The following is a 12,606-nucleotide window of genomic DNA, read 5'->3' on the forward strand; positions in this document are numbered from 1 at the left end:
GAACCTTTTCATTTGAAGCGTGCCAGCATGGCCCAGCGTCGCTGCTGTCTGCGGCTGTATCGCGGCAAGCCGCGGTAAATGTCCAACGCTTCGCGGAACGTTGCTTTCGCATCATTACTGCGCCCAAGCTGCTGATACAGCAAGCCAAGGCGGTAATACGCCTCGACCGATGAGGTGTGCAGATCACGGAACTGCTCGATGAGCTGCGCAGCCCTTTCGGGTGCAACAGGCGCTAAGGCTTCCCCTAGGCGTAAATAGGCCTCGCCATATTTAACCCTCGGGTTCAGCTCTACCGCTTGGAGCATGAAGCTCTCTCCCTTTTTCAAATCCCCCAGCTTCAGGTAACAAAGTCCGATTTCGTAATGTACATCCGCGGAATCTTCCATAATAGGCAGCGCTTGTTCCAAGTAAGGAAGCGCTTCTTGGAATTTATTGCGCTGCAGCAAGTTCCTTGCAAGCTCCAGCTTCGCAGAGGTATGATGTGGGTTCGCATGCAATTCCGTTCGTAGCCTAGACGCCCTGCGCCTTAATTGAAATGGCTTAAAAATATTCGGCGTTAATCCGATAAATCTTCTATCTAACACATATAAAATGATTAATAGAATAAGAAGTGCAAGAAATGGATTGCCGACAAGTCGCCATAACAGGCCAAAAGCAAGAAATTTAAGCAGCAAAGCGATACCTCCTTTCAACTTCCTTATACTACCATAATATGAGGACTTTGGTCATCTCTTCCATTAAAAAAAGCTTCCGTCCTATGACTAGCATATGAATGGAGGCTTCTTATGAATACTGATTCGAGATTTATTTCAAGCAATGCTATAATAAAAAGAAAAAGGGAGTTTCGATATGAACGAGGATCCACGCAAGGCCATATGGCTGAAAAGAAAACAGCTTGGCAGAAACAAATATTTAGTGAATTTCGGCCTTCTCCCCTGGGGTGTTGGGCTTACGGCCTTATTTAGCATCATTGAACTACTAAACACGCATGAGATTAGCTTAGTGTGGGTGCCTATTCGATTAGTTCTGTTCTTTTTCATTGGGTTTTTCGTTGCGAATGCTCGCTGGATGGCAATGGAAAACCGTTACGAGCCTAGAAACCGACGACCTTAACGGTCGTTTTTTTATTTGGTAGGAACTAGAAAATTAATGCAAGTAGGTTTGGTCCTCCACATCTTCCGTATGAAATAAGGCTGCCGTGCGGCTAAGCTGAAAATGCTCTTTCAACTCTTCGCGAATAGAGCCGAAAGCAAGGATTTCCTCTTCAAAATCTTCACGTTTCCCCCATTTTTTCGATTCATGGGATTTGGTTCCGAATAGCTCTTTGGAAACGTCTTCATAGGCATTGTGCAAATGATTATCATACCAATCAATTTCACGGGACATGTTTTTTCGGTACACGTGACTCATCTCGAATTGACTCCCTTTGGTCGACGAGAATTCAGCAACCAGCATACCTGAGATACCTTCAGCGATGACTTCGACATCTGCGCACCACACATCGTGACGTTCAAGAAAACGAACGAGATTAGCCTCTTTTATTTTGCTCATACCCATGCCCTCCTGGTATTTCATGATTGTTACCAAGAGTATTTCCAGTTCATCCAAGATTTATCAAGTACTAGGCGTGAACCATATTTTCCGAAAATCAACCCAGCCCAAATCGTTAATGCATACGCCTCTGATCGAATCATGGTAAGTCGTTTGCTGAGAACGGTGAAGAACGAACAAAAACGTTTTCTCCTCCTGAAGCACCTCAACCACCTCGTGAAGTCTCCTAATCCTTTCGTCCCGGGATGTAATCGTAAGAATATGGTCAATTTCCTCATCGATCCATGCCATACGTTCCCGACTTAAGTGAGCCCGAACATAGCTGTTGCACTGTTTCAGCGTCTGAATAATATGAAGATCGTATTCACTCTCCAGACAAATGTGATAAAAAATGAGATCGGCCTCGTGAATCGTGTCCATCTGCGTCATTTCCCCCATGCTTCGGGTTGTGAGCTCGATGCGAATTCCAGCTTTGGCGCACTGCGCACCAATCCATTGGGCATCCTCACTGTTATTGCTGTAGATGTACATTTGAATCGGCTCGCCGTTATATCCCATCTCCTCAAGCAGGCGTTTCGCCTCCTCCACATCGGTGCGGTATTCTGCTGACGTACGTTTGAGATTCATCGTTGGCAAAAAAGAGCTGGCCGGCGCTTCCCTGAAGCCTCCGAGCTGTTCAACCATTTTTTCCCGATCGATGACCAAATCAATCGCCTTGCGAAAGTTCCGATGGCGTTGCGGCCCCATTTTACCCTCATTAAACGTTAGCAAGCTGCAGCCCAGAATCGACTGCTCAATCTGATGCCATTCGGCATCTTTGCCGACGGCACCAGCCGGCTTCCGGGAATTCGTATGATCGCACAGCACCTGCACCATATCCCAGCTGGGTCCAACCTCGGACAGTTCATGCGGCAGCAGCCAAATTTCCAATTGATCCAAATGTGGCCTGACCCCAAAATAGCCGTCAAATGCCCGAAGCTTACAGATGTAATCATCGTTTCGCTCCAGTTTGAACGGCCCGGTCCCTATCGGCATACGCCCGAATATGTTTTCGTTATCCCGGCAAATTTCCTCCGGCACGATCGCTAAAGAAGTATGCGCCAACTGCTGCAAAAAAAGCTCATTTGGCTGCTTCAGCTCAATCGCAATGGCACTTCGGTTCAGCACCCGTATATTCTCGATGCTTTCCGTCATCCACCCTTGACAAGCCTTGGCACCAAGTTCCTTGACTCTGGACAGCGAGTAATACACGTCGTTCGCCGTCATTTCTCTGCCGTGATGAAAGAGGACGCCTTTTCGCAAATAAAACGTATAATGAAGACCGTCCTCACTTTTCTCCCAGTAATGCGCCAAATGCGGCTCGGCTACCATCGTACCGGGGTTGTACAGAACGAGTGTGTCGAAAATTTGATTCATCAAATGCGTATCAAAAGCAAAAAAAGAAAAAGCCGGATCAAGCGATACCAGCCATTTGTACACCGGGAAACGGAGCGTATCCCTGGAGCACTCCTCTTGAACGACCGCGCGATAGCCAAAGTAGCTGAACAGCCAATCGACAAAAGAGTCCTGTAACGACTCTCCCCTGCCCAATTGGTGGATCAGTTCGATCGTTCCACGATAATCCCCTTGAGCCGCCAGTTCCATCGCCTGTTGGGACACCATGTCCTCCGCCGAAACCAGAAACGTCAGCTCCGAAACATTCCCTCGGCCTCTTCCGGGCTTCCAGGAAATCCAGTCCTGCTCCATCATTTTTTTCAGCAAAATCTTAACATTCCGTGTCGTGCAATACATTCTTTCCGATAATTCTTCTAACGTAATAGGCTGCGGTTCATGCTCTATATCATGGGCAAAGCTGGCACGCAGCTCCAAAAAATGAGATAACAGCTGCATGTTCCACCTCCTTCTCCAAAAGGGGAAATTGTTAAAGTGAATTATACACTTTTTGTTCCCCTTATTCTAGATGTAAACTGGATCTAACAGGAAAAGAAAGGAAGGTGAATCGAATCATGCAACCATCCAACTTATATGTATCTGAGAAATTAATGCAGTGGCAGCAGCACGAATTGGAAGTAGAAGCTCGCGAACTTTGGAAATTCAAATCCATCAAAAAAAGAAAAGTGTATATGATGATTACAAGCTTGTTCTTCTTCGTCTAATCGAAGCGCGGATCCCGAGAACCGCCAGTACCAAAAAAACAGCCAAGAGTGCTCCTATGGCATCGACGACCACGTCAATCGCATGACCTGTGCGGCCTTCAATGAACGTTTGATGCCACTCATCGGTCACTGCATACAAAATAGAAATGATAAAGGAGGTGAGCAGTGCCATGTTTACTTGTACTCGTTTTGCAAGTAATGCCAAGATCCAGAGCAGGGTAAGTAAAGCGAACTCGCTTACGTGCCCTGCTTTTCTTATGAAGAATTCGATAACGCCGGCGGGGTCCTGCCACGACAGTTTTTGCCCATCGTAGGTGAATGCCAAATGCGGGGAGTAATTTAAAAGATGAGATCCACTAAGCTTTGATTCTAAAAGTGGACGCAGTGTCTGCTGCTGATAGGTCTGCCCTGACTTAAAAAAAATAAAGGCCATCCATAGGACGGCAGCAATTGTAAAGACATAAAAGTAAACCTTAGAAGAAGATTGTGTCATCAAGAAACCATCCCTCTACGAATTCATTTTCTTGCGAATGCTAAATAGCGCAAAAAACTCGATGACCATCAAATTCACGGCCGATACCCCATAAAACGCCATCCCAAACATCATGCGGAACGGATCCCCCGTCACTGATTTCCACCAGAATGCTGCAGCTAAAGTCAATATAATATTTAAGGCTGTCGTTATCCAGAAAGAGAATCCGAGCCGGTTCGTTTTCCGCATTAACCACACACCGATCACAAATGGCAACACAAATGATATTCCCAAATAAACCCAATACAAAACCCCGTTTGACACTCTTTCGTCACTCCTACACGATCAACTAGTTTCTGTTACTAGGTTAGCATGAAAATGTGAATGAAAACAACGTTTGGCACCGTTTGCAACAGAAACGTCGCAGGCATAAAAGACAATATGAAATATCTGCACAAAGGGCTTGCCTGCTTCAAATATTTCATGTATAATACGAAAAGTCGACGTTAATTCACGTCATTTCGGGGCCTTAGCTCAGCTGGGAGAGCGCATCGCTGGCAGCGATGAGGTCAGGGGTTCGATCCCCCTAGGCTCCATACAAGTAAAAACCTCGATCCCTTGGGATCGAGGTTTTTTGTATGGACCATGGGGGTGAGAACCCCCGAGGGTTCGCCCGCGCGGACGGAACAGATGTGTTGACTTCGTAGCTTTGCTTCGAGTGCAGGAGCACGGTGTTTGAATCTACCGCTAGGCTTGGCCTCGTCGAGTTTACTTCGTCAGCCTTTTAAATCGGGATTCATACATCCCCCTAGGCTCCATAATAAAAAACCGCGATCCTTCGGGATCGCGGTTTTTTGTATGGAACCGTGGGTTGAGAGCCCCGATGGGTTCGCCCGCGCGGACGGAACGGATGCGTAGACTTCGTAGCTTTGCTTCGAGTGTAGGAGCACGGCGTCTGAATCTTCCGCTAGGCTTGTCCTCGTCGAGTTGCTTCGTCAGCCATTTAAATCGGGATTCATACATCCCCCTAGGCTCCACCCCTAGGCTCCATAGAAAAAGAAGCATCACAACCATTTTGGTTGTGGTGCTTCTTTCTTTTGGAGCCTTGGGGAGAGAACCCCGATGGGTTCGCCCGCGCGGACGAAACGGATGTGTTGACTTCGTAGCTTTTGCTACGAGTGCAGGAGCACGGCGTCTGAATCTTCCGCTAGGCTTGTCCTCCCTCGTCATGCAAAGCCTTTTGTCTCATCTCATAGAGCCACCGCGCATCTGCGTCTTGACTAAGGAATTCCAAAACACTCATCGCTTTGCCGAGTTCAGGTTCTTGCAGTTTCAGCACCTCCCAATTTCTGTATTGTCACTTTTAAGAAAAAGTAACCAATTTAACAATCCACCAGACGCAACGGTCTGTTGATGGTTCAATAAATGAATTTCAAGATCGTCTGTTAATGTACATACTCCAACCTCCGTTGGTTTTTTTCATACAATAATTATCTAAACTTAATCTTGGTTTAATCTTAATTCGTTACTCTAAAGACCACCCCACTGTTAGAGCATAAAGAAAATTGGACTTACAGCCCTAGAAAGCTGTAGGTCTAATTTTCATTTACAAGACTCAATCTCTCCACGGTCACATTCATATCTTCTCTGGTAATCTTTCTCCTCGGCAAGTTCTTCTTTCGATTCCGAAGCAATTCTTTTGTATTTCTCCGATTGAAAAAAATTGCTTTTTATCAGAGCACATTTATCATCCCAAACATACTATTTATAGGTGAATGTCATCAAATAAGGCTTGAAGCAGTCCCATACTGCATGAAATCGGAGATGAAATCATGGATAGAAAGAAAACAAAATTGACCGCGAAACTCATACGCCCAGCGGATGCATCGCTTGTTGAGAAGCGCAGGAACGCAGACAATGCTAATGGATCGGCGAAATACTGGGGTTTTCCAGTTCAAATGAGAAATTCTGGGATTTACCGAGGCAAGGGAATAACAAAAAGATTCAACAAAGTTTTTTTCAATAATGATAAAAATCCCGACCAGACCATATATCAAGACGATCGCAGTATACTTAATCAACCGATTGGGCCAAGTGCCAACAATTTAATTGGTAAGGGAACAAAAGTTCATCCCAAAGGAAGTATTACCGATGTTCCGGGTGTCCTGGTGGGGCATGCAGAGGATAAAACCGGTCGTACTGGTTGTACGGTTATTTTATATCCTGAGGGCGCAGTTCCCGGCGTGGATGTTAGAGGCGGCTTTCCGGGTACGGAGCAGACAGATGCTATTAAACCCGGAACTTCAACGGACCTCATACAAGGAGTTCTTCTTACGGGCGGCAGTAACTTCGGCCTTGCGGCAACAGCAGGGGTCGTGAACTGGCTTGCAGAGCATGGGTATGGTACTCCGACAGGTGTTGGACCACTTCCTACCGTACCTGCGGCTGTTATTTTTGACCTTTATTATGCGAAAGGCTCCCGCAGACCTGACGCACAACTAGGCTACAAAGCAGCAAAAGCTGCGAAGGCCGGTACCGTGGCACAAGGCAGTGTTGGTGCTGGAGCAGGTGCGACGGTAGGGAAAATCTACGGTACACCGATGAAGGGCGGAGTTGGAACCGCCTCTTGGCAAATCCCGGGCGGGCCTATAGTAGCTGCTATTGTAGTAGTTAATGCCCTTGGAGATATTTGGGATCATGACCATATCATAGCCGGGGCACTCAAACCTAATGGTAAATTCGTTAACCAAACCAAGGCAATTCTTGAAGGAATACCCCCAATGCCGAGCTCGATCCAGAACAGGAGCACAACCATCGCCGTTATCGCAACCACTGCCAAACTAGACAAAGCTGAGGCGGGTAGGGTAGCGACACTCGCCCATGACGGAATGGCGCGAGCGATTTCACCGGTGCATATTCAAGCCGACGGCGATACTGTATTCTGTATAGCTACCGGAACCGATAGAAGCGGGCTTATAGGCAATGCTGCTGTGACAGCAGTCGGGACAGTAGCTGCGGTAGTGCTCGAGCAAGCCATCGTTAGAGGAGTAATGGCAGCCCAAGCAGGAATTAAACAACAACAAAATACAAAGTAAATGATATTTCAGTCCCATATGATTTGTCCGAAGCCTTATAGAGAAATCCACTTAGCACTGCTTCATTAAATTGAGGTATTGATCGTTCGCAAACTCTATGTATTAAGATGTTGAGATATTTTAGGGATTGTGAAAATGACTACGGTGGTAGGGGGCATCCGCTCGTACAGTAACGAGAAGGAAGTGAATTGTCCACTACTCGACCAAGTTCAGTTCAAAGAAATCATTACAACGAGATCTCTGAGTTTTGCCATAATTTGATGAACCTGTCTACATTACGAAAAATGGCCAAGGCGATCTTGTTGTAATGAGTATTGAAAAATACGAAAGAATAGTTGGTAAATTCAAACTGTATAAACTGCTGGATGAAGGTATGAAAGCTTTGAAAAAGCAGAAAGTACGACCTTTTCGTGAAGCACTCGCAGACATCGAGAAAGGTATTCCTGAGTGAGTTTAGTGCCGTTACAATTATTCGGATTCTTAGTAAAAAAATGATTTGGAGCAGCTTGCTCTAAACGATTAAAGCTCATCTTTTCGGATCATAATGTGTGTATTACAAACATGGATGGTCATACTCATGGATACGATACTCCTTTGGTCCGCTTGGATCGTTACTGTTATTCTGCTGTTAATATTTATCAACCGAAAAAACCTGCTACAAGCAATTCTCAGCTTTTTATTTATGCAAGTACCTTCCTGGTTGTTCGGAGCTTTAGTTGTCGAAGGCGGATTAATTTGAGTATCCTGTCGGCATTCTACAAATGGCTTACAAAGCGAGTTTTTCTTTTGAGTTTTTCATCTTACCAGCTGTGAGTGCCATTTTTAATGTCTATTTCCCGAAGCAAAAAACATGGCTGTTTAAAACAATTTATACACTTAGTTTTCCAACGGTAATTACAATAATTGAAGTCGTTTTAGAGACTCATACAGAATTAATCAAATACATACATTGGACTTGGTATTTGAGCTACATCACATTAACAATTACTTTATTAATTTCATACTGGTTTTACCTCTGGTTTTTTAAAAAAATCAAAGAAAAATACCAGTAACTAAAAAAAACATAGACGAATTCATTGAAAGAAATGCCAGCCAACTGCCTTACTGCAAAAGGTCTTGGGCAGTTATTGCATTTTCGATTGAACAGCCTGGGGATTCTGAGCGAAACAATCCTTTGAATCCTAACGGACATTCTGACGTTATTTGATTTATAATCATGGGATAATTTGTAAAAATAATGATATTCGCACTGGTTCATTTATCCAACCTTTTCCAACTAGATTTGAATCTAATAATAGTGGAAAGGTGGAGGGTATATGATGAACTTACATGAGCTCAACCGAACAACGTATGATTTAGTTGCTAGCTTGGGACAGAACTGTGATCCGGCAGGTCACCTTAGGAGACACAAGTTAAGAAAATTTTCGATGCCTTTGGATTGGGTTATTTCTACATCGCTTACCGATGTAAATAGATTATTAGCTAATAAATTCCAAGGATTTATGGATCTCTCCAACTTGCGAGTAGTAGAGGGCAGTTCACAGTATGTCGATGAATTTGCAGCCGTTGTTCAAAAAGTACCCTCCTATTTCATCAAAGACACGCACTATAATGTGACCTCCGTTCATGACTTTCCTATTATTCCAAATGAAAGTTGGTACTACACTTATCATGTTTATAAAGCGAAATTGAATTTGCGCATTCGGCGGTTTCTAGAAGAATCCTCGGCATCTAACTCCTCACTTTTTGTTAGACTCCTTGCCACCTATGACCAAGCGGCCGAATTGCAGTCAGTTTTGCGGGAGATTACAAAAGGTGATTTTAAAATACTTATCGTTAATCCTATTGCGAATTTAGAGCGAGTTATGGAGTTAGATTGGGGATTGGATCATGTCTGTGTGGTCCAGATTCCAAGCACGAACAACTTGAAAGAATGGGATTATATTTTAACTGGACTTAAAATAAAACTGTAAGCTGGCGTCCTTCCTAACCCGCGTCCCTTTCGGATCGCGGTTTTTTTATTACTCTGCATGACCGCCTTGCGCCACGGCCCCTCGCTTCCATCTCCTTGTTGCACTTTGTACAACATAAAACAGCTTTAAACCCCACCACATCGCTCTTCATTGCACTAAGTGCAATGATTTCAATCGAAATAGCATGAAAACTGCTCTATCCTGCCCAAATCGTTGTACTTTGTACAACGTATAAGGCATTAACGGCCGGCCTAAGGCCTTAATATTGCATAAAATGCAACATAGAGATAGCAGTTGCCTTTGCTCAGGTCTGGCAAGAAACTCTTTATCTAGCAAGCTATGATTGATCTCACGGACCTGCTAGATTATAATACAAGCTTGGAATGGTACATTACACTAAAGGAACTGATGACATGCTTACAAATAGCCCTGAATACTGGATTTCTAAACTGGAACTCGAAGCTCATCCCGAAGGCGGTTATTATAAAAGGACTTTCCAAGCTGAAGAAAAAATTACGGATCAAGAGTTGTCCGTCGCGTTTAACGGCTCACGCCTGCTTTATACGAGCATCTACTTTCTGCTGCAATCTCATGATGTCTCGCATTTCCATCGCTTGAAGTCGGATGAGTTATGGTATTTTCACGCTGGAAGCCCGCTTACGATTCATGTCATTCACGAGGATGGCACGTATGAGGAAGTCAAGCTAGGACTTCATTTGGATAATGGAGAAACCCCACAATATTTGGTGCCAAAAAACTGCATTTTCGGATCTTCGGTCATGGAAGAAAATACGTTTTCGCTTGTCGGATGCATGGTAGCGCCTGGATTTGATTTTCAGGATTTTGAACTATTTTCCCAAGAAGAACTGCTTAAGCTGTACCCGCAACACAAGGATGTTATCAAAAAGTTAGCCTATGAACTGCTTCCTGTTTAAAAGGAGGCGAAACCAACACGTCAATCTGACGTGTTTTTTATTTTTGGCGCTATTTGTTGTAGAATGACAGTATCAAATAAGACCTTTGGGGAATAGCTATCCGATTGGAGAATATCATGATCTATCAAAATTTAGAAGAATGCCTCATTGATTTAGAGAACAACGGACATTTGGTTCGTATTCATGAAGAAGTCGATCCTGAGCTTGAGATGGCCGCCATTCATATGAAAGTTCATGCTGCTGGGGGCCCTGCTTTGTTATTCGAAAATGTAAAAGGATCGAAGTTTCGCGCGGTATCCAACCTTTTTGGCACGGTTGAGCGCAGCAAATATATTTTTCGTCATACGTGGGAAGGCGTACAGCAGGTCATTTCTTTGCGAAGCGATCCCATGAAGGCCATGAAAAGCCCTTTGAAACATTTCGGAACAGGGCTTGCTGCATGGAAAGCACTGCCGCTCCAAGTATCCGGCGGACTGCCAGCTTCTTTCGAAGAAGTCAGCATCGCTGATCTCCCTCTGATTCGACACTGGCCGGAGGATGGCGGTGCCTTCGTCACTTTGCCCCAGGTGTACTCGGAAGATCCGGAGAAACCGGGCATTATGAATTCCAATTTGGGGATGTATCGGATTCAACTGAGCGGAAACGAATACGAATTGAATAAAGAGATCGGCCTGCATTATCAGATTCATCGCGGCATCGGCGTGCACCAGGACAAAGCAACCAAGAAGGGACTTCCTTTGAAGGTAAGTATTTTTATCGGGGGGCCGCCGGCCCATACGTTATCAGCCGTGATGCCTTTGCCGGAAGGCATGAGTGAGATCACTTTTGCCGGCTTGCTTTCAGGACGCCGCTTCCGCTACAGCTATATAGATGGATACTGCATTAGCCATGATGCTGATTTTGTTATCACAGGCGAAATATATCCGGGTGAAACCAAGCCGGAAGGCCCTTTCGGCGATCATTTGGGCTATTACAGCCTGACGCATCCTTTTCCACTCATGAGAGTGCATAAAGTATACGCCAAGAAAAATGCGGTCTTTCCATTTACTGTCGTTGGCAGGCCTCCTCAAGAGGATACGGCGTTCGGCGCTTTAATTCATGAACTAACCGGAGATGCGATCAAGCAAGAAATTCCTGGTGTCAAAGAAGTCCATGCCGTCGATGCAGCGGGAGTGCATCCCTTGCTCTTTGCGATCGGAAGTGAACGGTATACCCCTTATCAACAAGTCAAACAACCGGCGGAGCTGCTCACAATTGCCAATCGCATTCTAGGAACGGGGCAAGTGAGCTTGGCCAAATATTTATTCATTACGGCGGAAGAGAGCCAGCCTCTGGATTCGCATGATGTCGAGCATTTTTTAACGTACATTTTAGCTAGAATGGATCTTCATCGCGACCTTCATTTTCATACAAATACGACCATCGATACGCTCGATTACTCGGGTACTGGGCTCAATAGCGGAAGTAAGGTTGTTTTTGCGGCCGTTGGGGATGTAAAAAGAGAATTGTGCCTTGAGGTGCCTGAAGTTTTAAATGACATAAAGGGAATTGAACACGCTCATTTGGTCATGCCGGGAATCGTCGCGATTCAGGTTTCTGAATTTAAAAGTTACGACGAGACGCAAACGGAAATGAGAGAATTATGCGAGGCCATCGCGGCAAAAGGCCCGCTCCCCACTTGTCCGCTCCTCATCGTCTGCGATGACAGCCAATTTATAAGCGAATCCATTGACAATTTCGTTTGGGGTACCTTTACGCGCAGCAACCCCTCCCATGATATTCATGGGGTGAACAGTTATTATGAGAATAAACATTGGGCATGCGATAATATCGTCATTGATGCCCGAATCAAACCGCACCAAGCGCCTCCTTTAATACCGGATCCAACCGTAGAGACTAACATCATGCGATTTTTCGCCGATGGCGCGAGTTTAAGCGGCTTACACATGTAAGACTGTCACAGCAATGAGCAGCATCACGACCAATCAGGTTGTGGTGCTGTTTTCATTTGCATAAAATTATCCCTGTTCTCCCTTCAATAAATATGGTAGATTGATTGTATCATCCGTTGGAGGTACTTCACTTTGAAAGCAGTCACCGAGAAGCTCATCAAGCAGCATCAACACTATTTGTCTGATAACCCCAGTGAGCTTAAAGATTATGGTTCAATCTATGATCATATGCTTTATTACTTCACAAGCGTGCTAGGAATTGATGAGCAGCAAGCTTTGTATACCATACAAGATTTTAAATCGGATCTTTCCTGTGATGTACTTAAGAATATCGTGCAAACCAAGGTGAATTTGTAAACTTGGGTCACTTATTGCCGCGGCACGAATACCACTGAGTTCAGCTACGAAATCCCTTCCCTTGAGGTTATGCCTCGAGGGATTTTTTTGCTTTCAATTTGCGTGCACCAACAAG

General features: G+C 44.9%; 14 protein-coding genes, 1 tRNA gene and 2 pseudogenes. 11 read left to right on the forward strand and 6 right to left on the reverse strand.

Annotated elements, in window-relative coordinates:
- Nucleotides 1-8: 8 nt before the first annotated feature.
- Nucleotides 9-674 (reverse strand): tetratricopeptide repeat protein, encoded by a 666-nt coding sequence (locus tag RQP52_RS24305; protein WP_315954238.1) that lies wholly within the window; start codon nt 672-674, stop codon nt 9-11.
- 175 nt (nt 675-849) lie between these two features.
- Here RQP52_RS24305 and RQP52_RS24310 point away from each other — a divergent pair, with 175 nt between their 5' ends.
- Entirely contained in the window at nt 850-1,113 is a 264-nt protein-coding gene (locus tag RQP52_RS24310) for a hypothetical protein (protein ID WP_315954239.1), read from the forward strand.
- A 33-nt stretch (nt 1,114-1,146) separates the two neighbouring features.
- Here RQP52_RS24310 and RQP52_RS24315 read toward each other — a convergent pair whose 3' ends face one another.
- Both RQP52_RS24315 and RQP52_RS24320 read right to left on the reverse strand, forming a co-directional pair.
- Nucleotides 1,147-1,551: a hypothetical protein gene (locus tag RQP52_RS24315; protein ID WP_315954240.1), complete on the reverse strand. Its 405-nt coding sequence runs from the start codon at nt 1,549-1,551 to the stop codon at nt 1,147-1,149.
- Between the two features lie 63 nt (nt 1,552-1,614).
- Nucleotides 1,615-3,441: an ABC transporter substrate-binding protein gene (locus RQP52_RS24320; RefSeq protein ID WP_315954241.1), complete on the reverse strand. Its 1,827-nt coding sequence runs from the start codon at nt 3,439-3,441 to the stop codon at nt 1,615-1,617.
- A 116-nt stretch (nt 3,442-3,557) separates the two neighbouring features.
- Here RQP52_RS24320 and RQP52_RS24325 point away from each other — a divergent pair, with 116 nt between their 5' ends.
- Nucleotides 3,558-3,707, forward strand: coding sequence for a hypothetical protein (locus RQP52_RS24325; RefSeq protein ID WP_157322777.1), 150 nt, complete (start codon nt 3,558-3,560; stop codon nt 3,705-3,707).
- Here the strand turns inward: RQP52_RS24325 and RQP52_RS24330 are convergent.
- Together RQP52_RS24330 and RQP52_RS24335 are read right to left on the reverse strand one after the other, a co-directional pair.
- A complete protein-coding gene (locus RQP52_RS24330; RefSeq protein WP_315954326.1) occupies nt 3,682-4,200 on the reverse strand; it encodes a VanZ family protein in 519 nt (172 codons plus the stop codon). The genes RQP52_RS24325 and RQP52_RS24330 overlap by 26 nt on opposite strands.
- Before the next feature lie 15 nt (nt 4,201-4,215).
- The gene (locus tag RQP52_RS24335) at nt 4,216-4,503 is read right to left on the reverse strand and encodes a hypothetical protein (RefSeq protein WP_315954242.1); all 288 of its coding nucleotides are present in this window, start codon (nt 4,501-4,503) and stop codon (nt 4,216-4,218) included.
- A 199-nt stretch (nt 4,504-4,702) separates the two neighbouring features.
- On the opposite strand from RQP52_RS24335, the gene RQP52_RS24340 reads away from it, so the two are divergent.
- Nucleotides 4,703-4,775 (forward strand) — tRNA-Ala (locus RQP52_RS24340).
- Between the two features lie 626 nt (nt 4,776-5,401).
- Here the strand turns inward: RQP52_RS24340 and RQP52_RS36635 are convergent.
- Nucleotides 5,402-5,628: pseudogene (locus RQP52_RS36635) on the reverse strand (PD-(D/E)XK nuclease family transposase); the annotation flags it as partial.
- 383 nt (nt 5,629-6,011) lie between these two features.
- On the opposite strand from RQP52_RS36635, the gene RQP52_RS24350 reads away from it, so the two are divergent.
- From RQP52_RS24350 to RQP52_RS24385, 8 genes and pseudogenes are all read left to right on the forward strand, one after another.
- The gene (locus RQP52_RS24350) at nt 6,012-7,274 is read left to right on the forward strand and encodes a P1 family peptidase (protein WP_315954243.1); all 1,263 of its coding nucleotides are present in this window, start codon (nt 6,012-6,014) and stop codon (nt 7,272-7,274) included.
- 307 nt (nt 7,275-7,581) lie between these two features.
- Entirely contained in the window at nt 7,582-7,725 is a 144-nt protein-coding gene (locus RQP52_RS24355; protein WP_315954244.1) for a hypothetical protein, read from the forward strand.
- A 126-nt stretch (nt 7,726-7,851) separates the two neighbouring features.
- Nucleotides 7,852-8,013 (forward strand): hypothetical protein, encoded by a 162-nt coding sequence (locus RQP52_RS24360; protein WP_315954245.1) that lies wholly within the window; start codon nt 7,852-7,854, stop codon nt 8,011-8,013.
- A gap of 10 nt (nt 8,014-8,023) precedes the next feature.
- Nucleotides 8,024-8,326, forward strand: a pseudogene (locus RQP52_RS24365) (CBO0543 family protein); the annotation flags it as partial.
- A gap of 267 nt (nt 8,327-8,593) precedes the next feature.
- Nucleotides 8,594-9,247, forward strand: a complete 654-nt coding sequence (locus RQP52_RS24370) for a DUF1796 family putative cysteine peptidase (protein WP_315954246.1) — start codon at nt 8,594-8,596, stop codon at nt 9,245-9,247.
- Between the two features lie 413 nt (nt 9,248-9,660).
- Nucleotides 9,661-10,182 carry a cupin domain-containing protein gene (locus RQP52_RS24375; protein ID WP_315954247.1) on the forward strand — a complete coding sequence of 174 codons (522 nt, stop codon included), beginning with the start codon at nt 9,661-9,663 and terminating at the stop codon, nt 10,180-10,182.
- Nucleotides 10,183-10,298: 116 nt separating this feature from the next.
- Complete coding sequence (locus RQP52_RS24380) at nt 10,299-12,134, forward strand: UbiD family decarboxylase (RefSeq protein ID WP_315954248.1); 1,836 nt, start codon at nt 10,299-10,301, stop codon at nt 12,132-12,134.
- A 132-nt stretch (nt 12,135-12,266) separates the two neighbouring features.
- Nucleotides 12,267-12,491 (forward strand): hypothetical protein, encoded by a 225-nt coding sequence (locus RQP52_RS24385; RefSeq protein ID WP_315954249.1) that lies wholly within the window; start codon nt 12,267-12,269, stop codon nt 12,489-12,491.
- The last annotated feature ends 115 nt before the right edge of the window (nt 12,492-12,606 follow it).

Origin of the sequence: Paenibacillus violae (genome assembly GCF_032461945.1) — a bacterium.
In the GTDB taxonomy this organism is placed as follows: Bacteria; Bacillota; Bacilli; order Paenibacillales; family NBRC-103111; genus Paenibacillus_E; species Paenibacillus_E violae.

What these genes read in the sequence shown, in the direction of transcription:
- RQP52_RS24310 (WP_315954239.1), top strand. Translation starts at nt 850, where the DNA reads ATGAACGAGGATCCACGCAAGGCCATATGGCTGAAAAGAAAACAGCTT.
- RQP52_RS24315 (WP_315954240.1), bottom strand. Translation starts at nt 1,551, where the DNA reads ATGAGCAAAATAAAAGAGGCTAATCTCGTTCGTTTTCTTGAACGTCAC.
- RQP52_RS24320 (WP_315954241.1), bottom strand. Translation starts at nt 3,441, where the DNA reads ATGCAGCTGTTATCTCATTTTTTGGAGCTGCGTGCCAGCTTTGCCCAT.
- RQP52_RS24325 (WP_157322777.1), top strand. Translation starts at nt 3,558, where the DNA reads ATGCAACCATCCAACTTATATGTATCTGAGAAATTAATGCAGTGGCAG.
- RQP52_RS24330 (WP_315954326.1), bottom strand. Translation starts at nt 4,200, where the DNA reads ATGACACAATCTTCTTCTAAGGTTTACTTTTATGTCTTTACAATTGCT.
- RQP52_RS24350 (WP_315954243.1), top strand. Translation starts at nt 6,012, where the DNA reads ATGGATAGAAAGAAAACAAAATTGACCGCGAAACTCATACGCCCAGCG.
- RQP52_RS24355 (WP_315954244.1), top strand. Translation starts at nt 7,582, where the DNA reads ATGAGTATTGAAAAATACGAAAGAATAGTTGGTAAATTCAAACTGTAT.
- RQP52_RS24360 (WP_315954245.1), top strand. Translation starts at nt 7,852, where the DNA reads ATGGATACGATACTCCTTTGGTCCGCTTGGATCGTTACTGTTATTCTG.
- RQP52_RS24370 (WP_315954246.1), top strand. Translation starts at nt 8,594, where the DNA reads ATGAACTTACATGAGCTCAACCGAACAACGTATGATTTAGTTGCTAGC.
- RQP52_RS24375 (WP_315954247.1), top strand. Translation starts at nt 9,661, where the DNA reads ATGCTTACAAATAGCCCTGAATACTGGATTTCTAAACTGGAACTCGAA.
- RQP52_RS24380 (WP_315954248.1), top strand. Translation starts at nt 10,299, where the DNA reads ATGATCTATCAAAATTTAGAAGAATGCCTCATTGATTTAGAGAACAAC.